General features: G+C 72.9%; 20 protein-coding genes. 8 read left to right on the top strand and 12 right to left on the bottom strand.

All coding sequences use genetic code 11. The annotated features are described in order from the left end of the window. Positions 1 to 303: 303 nt before the first annotated feature. Positions 304 to 1,086 carry a DedA family protein gene (locus tag ACZ6N8_RS27380; protein ID WP_466013450.1) on the bottom strand — a complete coding sequence of 261 codons (783 nt, stop codon included), beginning with the start codon at positions 1,084 to 1,086 and terminating at the stop codon, positions 304 to 306. On the opposite strand from ACZ6N8_RS27380, the gene ACZ6N8_RS27375 reads away from it, so the two are divergent. Genes ACZ6N8_RS27375 through ACZ6N8_RS27360 form a run of 4 tightly spaced genes read left to right on the top strand, consistent with a single transcriptional unit; the run spans position 1,085 to position 3,767 of the window. Continuing rightward, positions 1,085 to 1,837, top strand: a complete 753-nt coding sequence (locus ACZ6N8_RS27375) for a carbon-nitrogen hydrolase family protein (RefSeq protein WP_466013448.1) — start codon at positions 1,085 to 1,087, stop codon at positions 1,835 to 1,837. The genes ACZ6N8_RS27380 and ACZ6N8_RS27375 overlap by 2 nt on opposite strands. A 19-nt stretch (positions 1,838 to 1,856) precedes the next feature. Then, the gene (locus ACZ6N8_RS27370; RefSeq protein WP_466013446.1) at positions 1,857 to 2,687 is read left to right on the top strand and encodes an MOSC domain-containing protein; all 831 of its coding nucleotides are present in this window, start codon (positions 1,857 to 1,859) and stop codon (positions 2,685 to 2,687) included. A gap of 46 nt (positions 2,688 to 2,733) precedes the next feature. Continuing rightward, on the top strand, positions 2,734 to 3,231 hold the full coding sequence (locus ACZ6N8_RS27365) for a DinB family protein (RefSeq protein ID WP_466013444.1): 498 nt from the start codon (positions 2,734 to 2,736) through the stop codon (positions 3,229 to 3,231). Between the two features lie 11 nt (positions 3,232 to 3,242). Beyond that, positions 3,243 to 3,767: a GNAT family N-acetyltransferase gene (locus ACZ6N8_RS27360; protein WP_466013442.1), complete on the top strand. Its 525-nt coding sequence runs from the start codon at positions 3,243 to 3,245 to the stop codon at positions 3,765 to 3,767. On the opposite strand, the gene ACZ6N8_RS27355 is transcribed toward ACZ6N8_RS27360, so the two are convergent. The 6 genes from ACZ6N8_RS27355 to ACZ6N8_RS27330 all read right to left on the bottom strand — a co-directional run bounded on the left by ACZ6N8_RS27355 (position 3,764) and on the right by ACZ6N8_RS27330 (position 8,625). After that, a complete protein-coding gene (locus tag ACZ6N8_RS27355; RefSeq protein WP_466013440.1) occupies positions 3,764 to 4,429 on the bottom strand; it encodes a histidine phosphatase family protein in 666 nt (221 codons plus the stop codon). The genes ACZ6N8_RS27360 and ACZ6N8_RS27355 overlap by 4 nt on opposite strands. A 33-nt stretch (positions 4,430 to 4,462) precedes the next feature. Beyond that, positions 4,463 to 5,899 (bottom strand): serine/threonine-protein kinase, encoded by a 1,437-nt coding sequence (locus ACZ6N8_RS27350; protein ID WP_466013438.1) that lies wholly within the window; start codon positions 5,897 to 5,899, stop codon positions 4,463 to 4,465. A 105-nt stretch (positions 5,900 to 6,004) separates the two neighbouring features. Next, positions 6,005 to 6,199: a hypothetical protein gene (locus tag ACZ6N8_RS27345; protein ID WP_466013436.1), complete on the bottom strand. Its 195-nt coding sequence runs from the start codon at positions 6,197 to 6,199 to the stop codon at positions 6,005 to 6,007. A gap of 2 nt (positions 6,200 to 6,201) precedes the next feature. Continuing rightward, positions 6,202 to 7,245 carry a LacI family DNA-binding transcriptional regulator gene (locus tag ACZ6N8_RS27340; RefSeq protein ID WP_466013434.1) on the bottom strand — a complete coding sequence of 348 codons (1,044 nt, stop codon included), beginning with the start codon at positions 7,243 to 7,245 and terminating at the stop codon, positions 6,202 to 6,204. Positions 7,246 to 7,371: 126 nt separating this feature from the next. Continuing rightward, positions 7,372 to 8,259 (bottom strand): helix-turn-helix domain-containing protein, encoded by an 888-nt coding sequence (locus tag ACZ6N8_RS27335; RefSeq protein ID WP_364376469.1) that lies wholly within the window; start codon positions 8,257 to 8,259, stop codon positions 7,372 to 7,374. Positions 8,260 to 8,385: 126 nt separating this feature from the next. Further along, positions 8,386 to 8,625, bottom strand: coding sequence for a DUF397 domain-containing protein (locus tag ACZ6N8_RS27330; protein WP_139584525.1), 240 nt, complete (start codon positions 8,623 to 8,625; stop codon positions 8,386 to 8,388). Positions 8,626 to 8,890: 265 nt separating this feature from the next. Here ACZ6N8_RS27330 and ACZ6N8_RS27325 point away from each other — a divergent pair, with 265 nt between their 5' ends. Next, positions 8,891 to 9,541, top strand: coding sequence for a GGDEF domain-containing protein (locus ACZ6N8_RS27325; protein ID WP_466013458.1), 651 nt, complete (start codon positions 8,891 to 8,893; stop codon positions 9,539 to 9,541). Positions 9,542 to 9,559: 18 nt separating this feature from the next. On the opposite strand, the gene ACZ6N8_RS27320 is transcribed toward ACZ6N8_RS27325, so the two are convergent. Next, a complete protein-coding gene (locus ACZ6N8_RS27320; protein WP_466013432.1) occupies positions 9,560 to 10,549 on the bottom strand; it encodes a phosphotransferase enzyme family protein in 990 nt (329 codons plus the stop codon). A 208-nt stretch (positions 10,550 to 10,757) separates the two neighbouring features. Between ACZ6N8_RS27320 and ACZ6N8_RS27315 the strand changes: the two genes are divergently transcribed. Continuing rightward, positions 10,758 to 11,408: a flavodoxin family protein gene (locus ACZ6N8_RS27315; RefSeq protein WP_466013430.1), complete on the top strand. Its 651-nt coding sequence runs from the start codon at positions 10,758 to 10,760 to the stop codon at positions 11,406 to 11,408. Between the two features lie 6 nt (positions 11,409 to 11,414). Here ACZ6N8_RS27315 and ACZ6N8_RS27310 read toward each other — a convergent pair whose 3' ends face one another. Next, a complete protein-coding gene (locus tag ACZ6N8_RS27310) occupies positions 11,415 to 11,906 on the bottom strand; it encodes a type II toxin-antitoxin system PemK/MazF family toxin (protein WP_354818926.1) in 492 nt (163 codons plus the stop codon). Between the two features lie 63 nt (positions 11,907 to 11,969). Between ACZ6N8_RS27310 and ACZ6N8_RS27305 the strand changes: the two genes are divergently transcribed. Together ACZ6N8_RS27305 and ACZ6N8_RS27300 are read left to right on the top strand one after the other, a co-directional pair. Beyond that, the gene (locus ACZ6N8_RS27305) at positions 11,970 to 12,485 is read left to right on the top strand and encodes an NUDIX hydrolase (RefSeq protein WP_466013428.1); all 516 of its coding nucleotides are present in this window, start codon (positions 11,970 to 11,972) and stop codon (positions 12,483 to 12,485) included. Positions 12,486 to 12,511: 26 nt separating this feature from the next. After that, positions 12,512 to 13,738 (top strand): hypothetical protein, encoded by a 1,227-nt coding sequence (locus tag ACZ6N8_RS27300; RefSeq protein WP_466013426.1) that lies wholly within the window; start codon positions 12,512 to 12,514, stop codon positions 13,736 to 13,738. Positions 13,739 to 13,780: 42 nt separating this feature from the next. Here the strand turns inward: ACZ6N8_RS27300 and ACZ6N8_RS27295 are convergent, their stop codons facing one another. From ACZ6N8_RS27295 to ACZ6N8_RS27285, 3 genes are read right to left on the bottom strand one after another with little or no spacing between them, the layout of a single operon-like run. Next, a complete protein-coding gene (locus ACZ6N8_RS27295; protein ID WP_466013424.1) occupies positions 13,781 to 14,197 on the bottom strand; it encodes an NUDIX hydrolase in 417 nt (138 codons plus the stop codon). Positions 14,198 to 14,217: 20 nt separating this feature from the next. Continuing rightward, entirely contained in the window at positions 14,218 to 14,409 is a 192-nt protein-coding gene (locus ACZ6N8_RS27290; RefSeq protein ID WP_466013422.1) for a DUF397 domain-containing protein, read from the bottom strand. Next, positions 14,400 to 15,167: a DUF5753 domain-containing protein gene (locus ACZ6N8_RS27285; protein WP_466013420.1), complete on the bottom strand. Its 768-nt coding sequence runs from the start codon at positions 15,165 to 15,167 to the stop codon at positions 14,400 to 14,402. Before ACZ6N8_RS27285 ends, ACZ6N8_RS27290 begins: the two co-directional genes overlap by 10 nt. Positions 15,168 to 15,368 lie beyond the last annotated feature (201 nt).

Genomic DNA, 15,368 nt, shown 5'->3' with positions numbered 1-15,368 from the left:
ACCGGTCACAACCCACACGACCCCAGACCAGACAAACACCCCAGCCGGACACCGGGCGGGGGCACCCCGGGCGCCCAGGACGATGATCCACTCCATATCGCCGATACGGTGCCATTCGGGACGCCGAGATACCGCCATATCGGGGATGTTGTTTCGATCATGGACGGCTGATCATGGTGAAAGGGACCGGAAGAGACAACGCACCCTTCGGGGGCGAGTTGTCCGACTGCGGGGGTCTGAAGCCGACCGGACCGGCGCGGCCGTACCGCGCGCACCTTCGGCCGACTGTCACGGATCGCCCGTCTAGCGGTCGTTGGCGGGCCAGGAGCCGCTGCGGTAGAGAGTGCCGCGACCGCCCGGGTCGGGCACCCCGTTCGGCGAGGGCTGCTCGGGGGCGGTGGGTTCGGGGTTCCGTGCGGCGCGGCGGGCGCGCAGCACCCGGGATCCGACGAACCACGCGACGCCCGCCACACAGACCACGATGACCACGTTCTGGAGCGTGCCGACGTACCCCTCGACGAGGTGCCAGTTGTCGCCGAGCAGGTAGCCGGCGAGCACGAAGGTGGTGTTCCAGATCAGGCTGCCCAGCGTGGTGTAGAGCAGGAAGACCGGTACGGGCATCCGCTCCACCCCGGCCGGGATGGAGATCAGGCTCCGGAAGATCGGGATCATCCTGCCGAAGAAGACAGCCTTCACGCCGTGCCGCAGGAACCACGCCTCGGTCCGGTCCACGTCGCTGAGCTTGATCAGCGGCAGCCGGGCCGCGATGGCGCGCATCCGGTCGCGGCCCAGTGACGCGCCGATCAGATAGAGCGCCAGCGCGCCCACCACCGAGCCGAGCGTGGTCCAGAAGATCGCACCGAACAGGCTGATCCGACCCTGCGCGGCGACGAACCCGGCCAGCGGCAGGATCACCTCGCTGGGGATCGGGGGGAACAGGTTCTCCAGCGCCACCGCCAGGCCCGCGCCCGGGCCGCCGAGCCGTTCCACCAGGTCGCTGACGTAGCCGACGATGCCGCCCTGCGGCGGTTCCGCGGCGGCGGCAGGGGTTCCGGTGGCGAGCACGGCGTGCGACGTTCGAATCATGCCCACACGCTACGAAGCGATCCTGAGAGCCGACCGAGAGGCCGCCGTACGCGCCGACGGCCGTACCCCGTTGCGGCTCGCGGCGGCGCAGCCACTGTGCGTACCCCTTGATGTCGCGGCCAACGCGCGGGCGCACGCCGACGCGGTCCGCGCGGCGCGCGCCCGGGTGGTGGTCTTTCCGGAGCTGTCGCTGACCGGGTACGAGTTGGACGCCCCTGTCGTGCCCACCGACGACCCACGGTTGGCACCGCTGGTGCGCGCGTGCGCCGAGACGAGGGCGCTGGCGCTGGCGGGCGCGCCGGTCGCCGGTGACCACATCGGGGTGCTGGCCGTGACCGGTGACGGTGTGACTGTGGCGTACCGCAAGATGTGCCTGGGTGGGGCGGAGGCCCGCCGGTTCCGACCGGGTGACACACCGGGTGTGCTCACTGTGGACGGATGGCGGCTGGGGCTTGCCGTCTGCAAGGACACAGGCGTCGCCGCGCACGCGCAGCGCACGGTCGCGCTCGGCGTCGACGTGTACGCGGCGGGGGTGCTGGAGTCGGCGTCCGACACCGCCGTGGTGGACCAGCGGGCCCACCGGATCGCCGTCACGCACCGGGTGTGGGTGGCGATGGCGAGCTTCGCCGGGTCGACAGGTGGCGGCTACACGGAGGCGGCGGGGCGTTCCGGCGTCTGGACGCCACAGGGCGAGGTGTGCGCACGGGCAGGTACGGCACCGGGAGAACTGGTTCGAGTGAGCATCGACTGAGCCCGGTTAGGGTGGCGGGATGATCTCAGGACGGCTGGCGCAGCTGCGGCGATACCCGGTGAAGTCGTTGCTCGGCGAACGGATCCCGGCCGCCGAGGTGGGTGTGGCCGGCGTCGTGGGTGATCGTGCGCTGGCCCTGCTGGACCGGGCCAGCGGACGGGTCGCCAGCGCCAAGCAACCGCACCGCTGGCGCGACCTGCTCACCCTGCGGGCGACCGGCGGGGCGCCCGACCCGATCCGGATCACCCTGCCCGACGGGCGGCACCTGTCGGCCGCCGACCCCACCGTCGACGAGACGCTCAGCGCGGCGGTGGGCCACCCGGTGACAGTTGTCGACACCCTGCCGGACGGTGCCACCCTGCTGCGGTCCCACCCGGACGCGGTGCTCGCCGCCGGCCTGACCGACGAGGTCCCGGCCGACGAGAGCCGCCTCGGGGCGGTGGTGCCCGGCACCTTCTTCGACTTCGCCCCCATCCACCTGGTCACCACAGCGACCCTGGACCGGATCACCGGGAGCCTGCCGCCCGGGGCCGGCACTGTCGACCGTTACCGGGCCAACCTGGTGCTCGACACGGACGCGGCGGCCTTCGCCGAGAACGACTGGGTGGGTCGGGAACTGCGGGTCGGCCCCGACCTGGTGCTCGCCGTGCTCGCTCCGACGCCGCGCTGCGCGGTGCCGACGCTCGCGCACGGCCCGCTGCCCCGCGAGCCCGAGGCGCTGCGGGTGCCCGCCCGGCTCAACCGGGTCGAGCCGCTGCCCGGGATGGGCCCGCAGCCGTGCGTCGGCGCGTACGCCAGGGTGGTCCGCGCCGGCCGGGTGGCGGACGGCGACCGGGTTACGGTCGGGTGAGCGTGCCGTGGTTGCTCTCGACCGGCCGGCTTGGAATGCTTCCCTCATGACCGTTTTCCCGCCCACGTTCGCCGAGGATGTCGTCGGCCAGCCGGCGCAGGCGCAGTTCGAGGCGTTCATCGACGAGCACCGCCTGGCGCTCAACGGCTACCTGGACGGGTTGACCGAGGAGCAGGCGCGCCGGTCGTTGGTGCCGTCGCGGACCACGCTGCTGGGTCTGGTGAAGCACGCGACGTTCGTCGAGAAGGTCTGGTTCGACGAGGCTGTCACCTGCCGCTCGCGGGCTGAGATCGGCATCCCGGCTACGCCCGACGAGTCGTTCGTCCTGGACGACGCCGACACGATCGCCGCGATCCAGCGGGCGCATCGGGAGGCGTGCGAGGCGTCCCGCCGCGCCACGGCGTCGCTCGGGCTGGACGACCTGCTCCGGGGCAACCGCCGTGGCCCGTTGCCGCTGCGCTGGGTCTATCTGCACGTGCTGCGCGAGCTGGCGCAGCACTGTGGGCACGCGGAGATCCTGCGCGAGCAGATCCTGAACGACTGACGGGTCCACTGATGCCCGAGCTGGTCGTGCCCACCGTCGGTCTGCACGGCGCCTGGCTCGACGCGCACGACGAGTGGGGCCCCGGCCTGCACGAGGACGGTTTCGGGCTGCGGCCGTCCGACGAGGTGCGCTCACCTGACGGATTCGCGGCCTGGGTGCGACGGGTGAACGAGCAGGCGGATCCCGGGACGCTTCTCGCCGAGGGTCAGGTGCGGTGCACGCACCGGTGGATCGTCGAGGACGACCGTGTGCTCGGCGGGATCGCGTTGCGGCACGAGCTGAACGACGTCCTGCTGCGCGGCGCCGGCCACGTCGGGTACGGCATCCGGCCGTCCGCGCGACGGCGAGGGCTGGCGACCTGGGCGCTGGGCCGGATGCTCGGCGAGGCACGGGCGATCGGCCTGGATCGGGTGCTGATCGTCTGCGCGGCGGACAATGTGGCGTCGGCGCGGACGATCGAGCGTCACGGCGGCGTTCTGGAGGACGTCCGGGACACCGAGCTGGGCCCGGCCCGCCGGTACTGGGTCAGCCTCTAGGCCGGCCCGCCGATGCTGGATCGGCCTCTGGCTGACCCGGCGGTGTCGCCGAAGCGGTGCAGGGTCCAGCGGGCCGGTGGCCAGGCGCCGGTGTCGTGGTCGGTGGTCCATTCGGTGATCGAGGCCGGCGCGATGACCAGGTCGAACCCCCGGTGCAGCGGCTGGGCGGCGAGCGCGTGGAAGGCGACCTCGACGGTCGCGGTGTGGCCGACGAGGACCACTGTGGAGCCCCGGTGCCGCTGGGCGATCTCCATGATCGCCCGGCTGATCCGGACGACCAGTTCGGCCCAGCTCTCGTTGCCGGTTTCGAACGGCCGGAACAGCCCTCCGCCCACCGCGGCGTGCTCGCTCCGGAAACGGGTGAGCGGCAGGCCGTCGGCGTACGGGGGCGTGTGCCAGGTGCACAGACCGCAGTCCGCCACGGCACGCAGGCCGAACGCCGCGGCGATCGGTTGCGCGGTCTCGACGGTCCGGCGCAGCACCGACGAGTAGACCGCCACCGGCCGGTCGACAGCGTGGTCCTCGGCGAGTCGTCGGGCGAGCCGGTGTGCCTGGTCGTGGCCGAGCGCGGTCAGCCCGCGACATCCGTGCGGTCCGCCCACGGTCCCGTCGACCTGGTGGACCGACTCACCATGACGCACGAAGATCAACCGTGTCCGCATCGGCCCATCATGCCAGTGAGACAGGCGGATGGATCAGTCGTCCGTACGGTCGGTGGAGAAGGTGGTCGCCTGACCGAGCAGTCTGTCGAGGTCGGCGGCCGTCCGCGCGGAAAGTCTGCCCCGGTCGACCAGGTCGGCGATGCGTTCGCGCAGGTCCGCGACGCGCTTGGCGCGGTCCCGGGACCGACGGTTGGCGTCGGCGAGGTCGTCGCGCAGGTCCTCGGCCGTCCTGCGGTCGATCTCACCGCGCGCCTGCGCCTCGGCGAGCGTCGCGGTGAACTCGTTGGTGACCTGGCGCAGGCTGACCGGCACCTGCTGACCGACGGTCGAGGGCGCGGCGCTGCTGGGGGCAGGGGACGCGGACGGCGGCGCCGACGTCGGCGCCTGGGTGCTGGGTCGGGGCGACGGGGTGTTGCTCGGCGGCGGACCGGCGACCTGGACGGGACGCTCGGGAGTGTCCAGGTTCTGGGCGAGCAGTGCGCCCGCGCCGACGACCGCCGCAAGGCCGGCCGCGACCAGCACGGCGGCGGGCCGGCGAGAACGCCGGCGCGGTGGGGCCTTTACCGGTGCGGGGTGGGGGCGGGCCGCCGAGCGGTCGATCAGCGTGGGCGGGTGGGCGCTGGGCAGGATGCGCAGCAGCTCGGTAGGAGGCTCGACCGGCTGGCCGGCCCCGAACCGGCGGGCCAGGTGCGCGGCGGACGGGCGGCGGGCCGGGTCGGCGGCGAGGCAGGCGACTGTCAGCTCGGCGATGTCGGAGGGCAGACCGGCCACCCGCAGCGGCGGCACCGGCGTGCCCCGCCGGTGCACGTCGAGGGCGTCCTCCCAGCTCTGCACGGGCAGCGGCGCCTGCCCGGTGAGGGTGCGGTAGAGCAGCGCGCCGAGGGCGTACACGTCGCTCGCCGGGTCGGGCGGGCCGGCGGTGAGGCGTTCCGGGGCGAAGTACGCGGGTGTGCCCATCAGCGGCTCGCCGGACTGGCTGTCGAGCCCGCCGAGCGCGGCGATGCCGAAGTCGAGCACCTTGGCGCCGGTGTCGGTGAGCATGACGTTGCCCGGCTTGACGTCCCGGTGCACCACCCCGATGCGGTGTGCGGCGGCCAGCGCGGCGGCGATCTGCCCGGCCACCCGGACCGCCTCGTGCCAGGGCAGCGGGCCGGTACGCAGCCGGTCGGCCAGGTTGTGCCCCTCGACCAGCTCCATGACCAGGTACGGGACGACGACGCCGCCGGCGAGGGTCGCCTCGGCGTAGTCGTACACCTGGGTGACGTGCGGGTGGGTCAGCCGGGCAGCGGCGCGGGCCTCGCGTTGGATGGTGGCCCGCAGTTGCGGGTCGGCGGCGAGTTGCCCGGCGAGCACCTTGATGGCGACCGGCCGGCCGAGCACCTCGTCGTCGGCCCGCCACACCTCGGACATGCCACCGAGACCGATCCGCTCGTGCAGTACGTAGCGGTCGTGGAGACGGAGGGTGGGCATGAAGGGCGACATGGCTTCACCAGTCTGCCTGGCGACTTCCCACTCGACCACCCTGCGTGCCCGGGCCGGCACCCTTCGTCCCGCTCATGCCCAAATGGGCGGTGGTCAGGAGCAGCGGGGCACCGGTCGGGGCTGGATCCGGTCGGCGAGCCGGCGCAGGGCGACGGCTGTCGCCTGCCGGGTCGGGGCGAGCAGCGGCCGGCGGACGCGCTCGACCTGGACGGGGGCGTCCGGGCGGGCCGAGTTGACGTGGCGGCTCATGGCGTCGAGAGCGGTGACGTATCCGGTCGGGTATTCCATGATCAGCTCCTCGGGACAGGTCCGGTGGAGGTCCGGACGACGAGTGCGGTGGGTAGCAGGACGTGGCCGGCCGTGGCATCAGCGGGTGGGTCGAGCAGCAGTTCGGCGGCGATGCGGCCCTTCTCCTTCGCCGGTTGCCGGACGGTGGTGAGGCCGGCCGCCGCGGCCTCGGGGACGTCGTCGAAGCCGGTCACCGACACCGGCGGGTTGGTGCCGGCGGGCCGCTGGGCCAGGACGTCGAGCACGCCGAGGGCGAGCACGTCCGAGCCGGCCAGCACGGCGGTCGGCGGCGCCGGCCCGTCGAACAGCCCGGCGACGGCGGCGGTCGCTGCCTGGCGGCTGTTGCCCCGGGCGTTGAGCAGGGTCAGGTCGGCCCAGTCGATGCCGACCTCGGCGAACGCGTCGGCGAAGCCGGTGAGCCGGCCCCTGGTCGTCGGGTGCCACACCTCGTGCGCCCCGGACAGGGTGAGCGGCCCGGCCGGCGCGTCGGGCAGCACCGCGTCGGCGAGCAGGGCCACCCGGCGGTGGCCGAGACCTGCCACGTGCGCGGCGGCGCTGTACGCCGCGGCCCGTTCGTCGATGCCGACGAACCGCTCGTCCGCGCCGGCGTCGTCGCGCGGGGCGGTGCTGACGTACGGCAGGCCGCGCGCCCGGATGACGTCCAGGGCCCATTCCTCGTCGGCCACGCAGTAGACGCAGAAGCCGTCGACGGCGGCGTTCTCCACGGCCCGGCGGGCGTCGGTCTGGGCCTCGGGCAGCGGCACGAGCAGCATGCTGGTGCCGTGCCGCTCGGCGGCCTCGCCGACGCCGGCGAGGAAGCGGACCGCGAAGGGGTCGGTGAAGGCGTACGAGAGCTGGGAGGTGAACAGCACCCCGATGGAGCCGACGAAGCCGCGCCGCAGGGATCGCGCGGTGGGGTTGGGGCCGGGGTAGCCGAGCTGGCGGGCGGCGTCAAGGATGCGCTCGCGCAGGGCGGCGGAGAGCTGGTCGGGGCGGCTGTACGCGTTGGACACGGTGCTGCGGGAGACGCCGACGGCGTCCGCCACGGCTTGCAGTGTTGGCTTCACCGGCACCCCTCTGTATCGATCCAGACTGTATCGATACAGAGACTAGCCCGACGAGTCGGCGACGGTCAATACGGAAGGCCCGCGAACGCTCCGGCGTCGCGGGCATCACGCCTGGTAGTGCTCCTCCAGCAGCCGCCCGAGGATCTCCGGCGTACGCTCCGGCGGCTCGGCCTCGACGCAGAGCCGCTCCATGGCGACGGCGTAATACTCCAGGTCGTCGCGCTTGTCGAGGTAGATCGCGCTCGTCAACTGTTCAATGTAGACGATGTCGGGCAGCTCCTGGTCACCGAAGCGCAGGATCGTGAAGGCGCCGCCGGCCGCGGCGTGCCCCCCGGCGGCGAACGGGATGACCTGGAGGCGGATGTGCGGTGACTTGGTCGCCTCGATGAGTGCGGTGAGCTGGCCGCGCATCACCTCGGCGCCGCCGATCGGCCGCCGCAGTGCCGCCTCGTCCACCACAGCCCAGAGCTGCGGCGGCTTGTCCCGCTGCAGCAACTGCTGGCGCTGCATCCGCAGCGAGACCCGCCTGTCGATCTCGGCGGAGCCGGCGGAGCCGTGCCCGAGCAGGACGACCGCGCGAGCGTACTCCCGGGTCTGCAACAGCCCGGGGACGAACTGCACCTCGTAGCTGCGGATCAGCGCGGCCGCCGCCTCCAGGCCCAGATACGACTGGAACCAGCTGGGCAGCACGTCGCCGTAGCGGTGCCACCAGCCGGGGCTGTTGGCGTCCCGCGCGAGCTTGAGCAGCGCCTCGCGCTCACCCTCGTCGGTGACGCCGTAGAGGGTGAGCAGGTCGGCCACGTCGCGTTCCTTGAAGCCGACGCGGCCCAGCTCCATCCGACTGATCTTGGATTCGGAGGACCTGATCTCCCAGCCGGCGCCTTCCCGGGTCACCCCGCTGGACTCCCGCAGACGGCGCAGTTGGGCGCCGAGCAGCATGCGCAGCACGGTGGGCCCGGTTGTCGGGCCTCCCTCGGCGGGAACCATCGTCACGTGCGGACCTCCGGATACCGACCTCGCGGACGGGAACCCGGCCCGACCGACGTGTAAGCATGCCATGGACCGACAGTGAGGTGAACTCCTCCGGACCGGTGATTCGGGTCGGCCCGGCAGGGACGGTCAGTTGATCAGATGGTCGAAGTCGCCGTCCCGCGCTCCGAGCACGAACGCGGCGATCTCGTCCACTGTGTAGATCAGCGCCGGCCCCTCCGGATGTCGGGAGTTGCGGACCGCGATGCCGGCTCCCCCGGGCAGTTCGGCGAGTTCGACACAGTTGCCGCTGGGGTTGCTGCGGCGGCTTTTCTGCCAGGTCAACGGGGGCAACTGATGGATCGGCACACCATTGGGTGGCTGCTGCATGAGGAAGTCTTTCTGCTCACGAGCCCGCCGGTGCCCGTGGGAGGAGCGGTGACGGCGAGGGGTGCGGTAACGACGTCGGACATTCTGCACGTGCATCTGCTATTGCATCTGCACCGGACGGCGAGCATGATAACGCACGTGAATGGTGCGCATCCGTTCACGTTGAGTAACCCTGGGCTGGGCAACCACCCGGGGGAAACGGGCCCGGCACGGTGTTCGCCGCGTCGGCCGGAGACTGGAGGCGGTCGCGCTGATGGGAGGGCTCCTGCCGGATCCGATGAGTGTCGCCTCCGGCATCTGCGCGGCGGGTGCGCTGCTCTCCTCCTGGCAGTTGCGCCGCAGGGCGGTGCGCGCCGAGGCCGAGATCGGCCACCTCCAGGCCGAGTTGGCCGCCGAGCGGCACGCGGCCAGCCACGACCCGCTCACCGGCCTGCCCAACCGCCGCGCCTTCTACCGGCTCGCGGCCGCCCTGCTCACCGACGCGGCCGGGGAGCCGCTGATCGCCGTCGTGCTCGACCTGGACGACTTCAAGCAGATCAACGACAGGTACGGCCACGCGGCCGGCGACCAGGTGTTGATCAGCGTGGCCGAGCGGCTGGCCGGGTTCGCCGGCGACAACCTGGTCGCCCGCCTGGGCGGGGACGAGTTCGCCGGGCTGCTCGCCAGCCCCACCATCGACAGGCGGTGGATCGACCACGCCACGCGACGGCTCAGCGAGACCGTCGCCGCGCCGATCCGGCTGGCCGGGTGCAGCGTACGGGTGACCGCCTCGGTGGGGCTCGCGCCGGTGACCGGCCCGGCTCAGCTCACCGACGCCCTCAGTCGCGCCGACGCGGCCATGTACCAGGCGAAGAGCCTCGGCGGCGCCCGTTCACCCCGGCAGCTCGTCGACAGCGTCCCGCTGGCCGATCTCTGAGCTGCCACACCGGCGCGGTCACCGCCGGGCGAGGTCACGCAGCGCCACCTCGGCGAGGGTGACCAGGCCGTCCGCCGACACCAGTCCCCGTACGATCCGGCGGGCGAAGGCCCGCTCCGCCTCGTCGGCGCCCGGATCCAGTGCCTGGCGGGTCCAGTCACTGAGGTCGTCGAGCGCGCGGACCGCGAGGAACCAGGCGAGCCGCGACCGGTCGCCGTCGGTCCCGCCGTAGCCGGCGAGCACCGCCTCCCGCTGCTGGGCGGTGACCGGCGCGAAGGCGAGCACCCCACCGGTGACGAACATCAGGTCGCACTCGGGTGGCGCGAGCACCGCGTCGTCCCAGTCGATCAGCCAGACCTGACCGTCCGGGCCGAGCAGCAGGTTGCCCAGGTGCGGATCGCCGTGGCAGACCACAGGCGTCCCCGGGGGCTCATCGGCGGCGAGGCGTTCGACAGCGCGGGTCAGCAGGGACACCCGGTCGGCCGCCGCCGACCAGACCGCCGCCAGGTCGGCGGCCACCGGATCCGGTGCCGGGTCGCGCAGCCGTCGCGCCACCGCCCGCGTCGCGGCCACGATCCGGGGGTACGCGGACCCGCCGCGCGGCAGCAGCCGCGCCAGCTCGTCGGTGACCGGCACGGCGTGCACCGCAGCCAGCACCTCGCCGTACGAGCGCCAGTGCGCCACGGTCATCGGACCGTCGAGCGCCCGGGTGTCGGAGACCCACGGCACCACGGTGAGGCGGCGGCCGTCGCGGTCGGCCCACAGCCGCCCGTCCCGGGTCCGCAGCGGCGCGGGCACGCCCGGCACGCCCTGCCCGGCGAGGTACGCGGACACCGCCAGCCCTGCCGAGGTGCCGCCCCCGCTGAGCTTCACGGCGTACCGGGCTCCGTCGACGGCCCGCGCCCGCCACAGCTGGGCGTACCGGTCGGCGCCGTGGGTGACCGCGTCCATCGTGGTCACGTCGAGGCCGAAGTCGGTACGGACCCATTCGGCCACCTCGGAGGACATGCCGACACCCTGCCACCGGGCGGACGGCCGGCCCCACCGAATTACCGCTCGGGCAGCGGGGCGGCGACGGCGCTGACCGGATCGGCTGGCATCGTGCCGCTCTCACCTGTCCGGGTGATTCGGCCCGCGTGATTCGGTCCGCGTGATTCGGGCCGGCGCCCGGGTATGGGGTGACGGTGAGAGCGCCCGACGGCCGAGAGGAACAGACGTGGCGAGCATCCGCGCCCTCGTACTCAACTGCACCCTCAAGCCGTCGCCGGCGCCGTCGAGCGCCGAGCAGCTCGGCCGGGAGGTCCTGACCGAGCTGGCCACGCAGGGCGTGGACGGCGACCTGGTCCGGGTCGTCGACCACGATGTGCGCTTCGGGGTGTCCACCGACGAGGGGCACGGCGACGGCTGGCCCGCGATCCGCGCCAAACTGCTGGCCGCGCAGATCCTCGTCATCGCCACGCCGATCTGGCTCGGTCAGCCGTCCAGCGTATGCAAGATGGTCCTCGAACGCCTCGACGCCGAACTCTCCGAGACCGACGCCGAGGGCCGGCTCCTGACCTACGGCAAGGTGGCAGGCGTCGCCGTCGTGGGCAACGAGGACGGCGCGCACCACACCATCGGCCAGGTGCAGCAGGCGCTCAACGAGGTGGGCTTCACCTGCCCCGCCGCCGGCGCGACGTACTGGGTCGGCGAGGCACTGCACAAGGTGGACTACCGCGACGCCGGGCCGAAGGACGACACCACCGGCCGTACGACGAAGGCTCTCGCGCTGAACAGCGCGCACCTCGCACGGCTGCTCGCCGAACAGCAGTACCCGCCGCCGGACGCGCGCGGCGCCGCGGTCGGCCCGAGCCGCGAACCGGCCTGACGGAGGTCAGCGCCAGCCGTAGCCGGCGCGCAGTGCCTGCCCGACCCGCTCGAACCGGGGCCGGTCCAGGATCGCGCCCTCGCGGCGGATGCTGTCCTCACGCATGGTGAGCACCCGGTCGAGCCGTACCCAGCTCGGCCTGTTGTCCCGGTCCCACTCGCCCGGGCCGAGCGCCAGCCAGTGCCGCTGCCCGTCCCGTTCGCTCTGGCTGGACAGCATCAACCCGAACAGCGTCCGACTGTGCCGCCCGACCACAAGCACCGGCCGGTCCTTGCCCTGCCGGGGGTCGTCCTCGTACGGCACCCAGGTCCAGACGATCTCGCCGGGGTCGGCCTGGCCGTCCCGCTCCGGGGCGTAGGTCAGCTCGCGCCTCTGTAGCGCGCTCACCTGGCGACGGCGGGCCACCTGCGCCGGACCCGGCCCGGTACGGCGGGGCGACGGGATCGCCGCGCCGACCCGGGAGATGCGCGCCGCCACGTTCCTCAACAGTCCAGCCACGGCGGGCAGCCTACCGGCCCCGGCGGCGCACCGGCGCGGGCGGTGCTGCGGCAGACTGGCCCGATGAGCGAGCTGCCCGACGACCTGCCGATCCTCGAACGGCGTGCCGTGCGGGTGGTGGTCCTCGACGACGCCGAACGGGTACTGCTGTTCCACACCCGGGACCCGGACCATCCCCGGCTGGGCACCTGGTGGGAGCTGCCCGGCGGCGGCATGGACGCCGGGGAGACGTACCGCGACACGGCCGTGCGGGAGCTGCGCGAGGAGACCGGCCTCGTCGTTGCCGCCGACCAGATCGGCGAGCCGACCTGGCGGCGGCGGGCCAGCTTCCTGCACCGGCAGGTGCGGCACGTCCAGGACGAGGTCGTCGTCACGGTACGGCTGACCGGCCCCGGCCCGGACGTGGACGAGGCGCACCGGCTCGACTACGAACTGGAGGACTACTTCGGCTTCCGCTGGTGGCCGCTGCCGGAGGTGGTGGCCAGCCCGGAACGCTTCTACCCCGGCCAACTCCCCCGGCTGATCACCGGCTTCCTGGCCGGAGAGGAGATCGACGAGCCCTTCGAGCTGTGGTCGTGAAGCCGGCCGGCGGGCAGAGTGGAGGCATGACGACCGACCTGCACGGGCCGCTTGCCGCGTACGCCGCGCGGTTGCACACCACGATCGGCGACCGGCACCACGTCGCCTCGCCGCTCGGAGCCTGGCTGCTGCTCGCGCTGGCCGCCGCGACCGCACCCGACCGCGCCGAGGGGCCGCTGACCGAGGCCCTGGGCACCGACCTGGACACCGCCGCGACGATCGCCCGCGCGCTGCTGGACGCGCCGCACCCGCTTGTCGCGTCCGCCACCGCGCTCTGGCACCGGCCCGGCGGGGGCGAGGGCGGACCGGCCGACTGGCGGGCCGCCCTGCCCGCGACGACCGAGGTGGGCGTGCTGCCCGACCAGGCCGGGCTGGACGCCTGGGCGCGCGAGCACACACTCGGCCTGATCGAACACTTCCCGCTGAAAGTCACGCCGGAGGTGGTGCTCGCCCTCGCCAGCGCCCTGGCCACCCGCATCTCCTGGGCCGAGCCGTTCGACGTCGCCGACGCCCACGCGTTCGGAGCGGACAGCCTCTGGGCAGGCCGGCTGCGCCGGGTGCTGCGCACCCCGGAGCACGGTCACCGCTGCGCCATCGCGACGACCCCGGAGGCCGGCGAGGTGATCACGCACGCCGCGTCGGCCAAGGCGGACGACGGCGCCGGCCTGGTCGTCCTCTCGGTGGCCGCCGCACCGCAGGTGCCGGCGGCCGATGTGCTGGCCGCCGCGTACCGGATCAGCGCCGGCGCGGCCGACGGCGCGCAACCGGCCGGTCACCGCTCGCTGTTCGACCTGCCGCTCGGCGACGCTCCCCTCTCGACGATCCGCGAGGAGAGGGTACGGACCCGTGCGCGCGACGGCCGCGAGGAACGGCACACGGCCGTGCTGCCCTGCTGGTCGGCACGCAGCGAACACGATTTGACCGGGCCGGCGCTGGGCTTCGCCGCCGCGTCGGCGACCCTGGGAAGGGCGCTGGCCCTGCCGGTGCGGAACTTCGAGGCACGGCAGGTGGCGATGGCGCGGTTCGGGCGGTACGGCTTCGAGGCGGCGGCCGTCACCGGCATGTTCGGGCTGACGAGCCTGCCGCCGGAGGGCGTCCGCCGCACCGCCGAACTGCGCTTCGGCCACCCGTACGCGGCGGTCGCCGTCGCCACCGACCGGCGCTCCGACGGCACCACCGGGCCGTGGCACGGTGTGCCGGTCTTCTCCGCCTGGGTCGCCGAGCCCGACGAACTGCCCGACGCCGACGCCTGACCGCCGCGCCTGATCAACTCACCATCGGCGATACAGAGTCGATCACCCGGCCGTGTCCGCGAGATAGGACGACAGGACCATCGCGGAGGAAACTGCCAGCTCGCGGTCAAGTACCTCGTCCCGAGGGACGAAGACCACCGCCTGCCCCTCGCCGAGGACCACGTCTTCCTGCCGCGCCGTCGTGATGCCCTGAAACACGTGCACCGTCACGGTGTGCGGGAAGCCGGCCTCGTACGGACGCGGGCCACTCCAGAGGGGATGCAGCGCGTCCGCCGTCAGACCGGTCTCTTCCCACAACTCGCGACGGGCTGCCTCCTCGGGCGTCTCGCCAAGCTCAAGGTGGCCGCCGGGAAGGCTCCACTGGTTCGGCGAGACGGGTGCGTCCTCGTCGCGGTGCTGCATCAGTACCGCGCCTGACGCATCGACAAGCAACGCGAGCGCGACCTCGTAGGTGGCCACTGCACTAGGCCAGAGACGCTCTAGGAGCCCGCGGCGATCTGGGTGACGAACGCCCGCCAGGAGGCCGGGGCGAACGCGAGGGTGCCGCCGTCGCGGTTCTTCGTGTCACGGACCAGGACGACGCCGGGCAGATTGTCGGCAACCTCGACGCAGTCACCGCCGTTGCTGCCGCTCCTGGTGCTCTTGCGCCACCGTGCGCTGGTCACGTCCATGATGCTGCCGCTTCTCTCAGGAGGTCCAGGGACCGCCCTCGGGGAAGGGCCTCGCCCCGGATGCGTTCCCATCGTCGCTCGAGGGTAGCAATTTCCGACGTCTGGTCGACTATTTGTGCCTGCGCCTGACTGTCCACATGGCCCACTCGCGTGCCGTCTGGCAACTCGGCGAGAGTGAACGGCCCGTTCAGGCCCGGGTAGGCGATCGCCTCGCTGGGCACGACGTGGAGTTGCACGCTCGGCAGGTCAGCACAGGTGACGAGGTGAGCGAGCTGATCAGCCATGAGAGAGCGCCCCCCGGCGATACCGCGGCGGATGATCCCCTCATCCAGCACCGCCACGAAAAGCGGCCCCCGCTCACGAGTGAGGATTCCCTGCCGATCCATGCGCGCGGACACCAACTCGTCTACCTCTGTCGCTGTCAGCGCTTCCCAGGCGAGCGTGGCGCGGGCGTAGGCCTCGGTCTGGAGCAGGCCCGGCACCCAGGCGAGTTGGAACGCGCGCAGGGCGACCGCCTCGCGTTCGATGTCGACCCACGGCCGGAACCAGACCGGCTCGCGGCGGTTGAAGACGTCCGGCCACAGGTCCACCACGTCTTTGTGGAGGATCTTCGCCACCTCGGCACGGTGTCGGGTCTGCGGGACGCGTCCCGGATTTGCCCAGCGGGCGACGGTCTTCGGGTGGATCCCCATGCGACCGGCCAGACTCTCGGCCGTCTCGGAGGCCTCAGCGAGCGCCGCGACGAATGCATGGTTCATGCCTGCGTCCCTTCGGGAGCCAATGGAGCGTTCCGAAGAAATCATCTAACGCTGTGTGATTGTCAGGCAACCCTCGGCAGGGTGTGGGTGACGGCGTGAGCGGTGGAGGCGACGAAGCCCGCCGAGCGCGTTCGTAGCGGGGGCCCGGTCGACCCGACGGCGAGCACCGAGGCCGGGCCCCCTTCCCAACGGGATGTGAGG

This window comes from Micromonospora sp. NPDC047521, from assembly GCF_055587305.1.
Note: the sequence above shows the minus strand (reverse complement) of the source record. Positions and strands in the feature narration are given on the sequence as shown.

Coding starts and splice junctions, on each gene's coding strand:
- ACZ6N8_RS27375 (WP_466013448.1), top strand. CDS start 1,085: ATGCCCACACGCTACGAAGCGATCCTGAGAGCCGACCGAGAGGCCGCC.
- ACZ6N8_RS27380 (WP_466013450.1), bottom strand. CDS start 1,086: ATGATTCGAACGTCGCACGCCGTGCTCGCCACCGGAACCCCTGCCGCC.
- ACZ6N8_RS27370 (WP_466013446.1), top strand. CDS start 1,857: ATGATCTCAGGACGGCTGGCGCAGCTGCGGCGATACCCGGTGAAGTCG.
- ACZ6N8_RS27365 (WP_466013444.1), top strand. CDS start 2,734: ATGACCGTTTTCCCGCCCACGTTCGCCGAGGATGTCGTCGGCCAGCCG.
- ACZ6N8_RS27360 (WP_466013442.1), top strand. CDS start 3,243: ATGCCCGAGCTGGTCGTGCCCACCGTCGGTCTGCACGGCGCCTGGCTC.
- ACZ6N8_RS27355 (WP_466013440.1), bottom strand. CDS start 4,429: ATGCGGACACGGTTGATCTTCGTGCGTCATGGTGAGTCGGTCCACCAG.
- ACZ6N8_RS27350 (WP_466013438.1), bottom strand. CDS start 5,899: ATGCCCACCCTCCGTCTCCACGACCGCTACGTACTGCACGAGCGGATC.
- ACZ6N8_RS27345 (WP_466013436.1), bottom strand. CDS start 6,199: ATGGAATACCCGACCGGATACGTCACCGCTCTCGACGCCATGAGCCGC.
- ACZ6N8_RS27330 (WP_139584525.1), bottom strand. CDS start 8,625: ATGCAGCAGCCACCCAATGGTGTGCCGATCCATCAGTTGCCCCCGTTG.
- ACZ6N8_RS27320 (WP_466013432.1), bottom strand. CDS start 10,549: ATGTCCTCCGAGGTGGCCGAATGGGTCCGTACCGACTTCGGCCTCGAC.
- ACZ6N8_RS27305 (WP_466013428.1), top strand. CDS start 11,970: ATGAGCGAGCTGCCCGACGACCTGCCGATCCTCGAACGGCGTGCCGTG.
- ACZ6N8_RS27300 (WP_466013426.1), top strand. CDS start 12,512: ATGACGACCGACCTGCACGGGCCGCTTGCCGCGTACGCCGCGCGGTTG.
- ACZ6N8_RS27290 (WP_466013422.1), bottom strand. CDS start 14,409: ATGGACGTGACCAGCGCACGGTGGCGCAAGAGCACCAGGAGCGGCAGC.
- ACZ6N8_RS27285 (WP_466013420.1), bottom strand. CDS start 15,167: ATGAACCATGCATTCGTCGCGGCGCTCGCTGAGGCCTCCGAGACGGCC.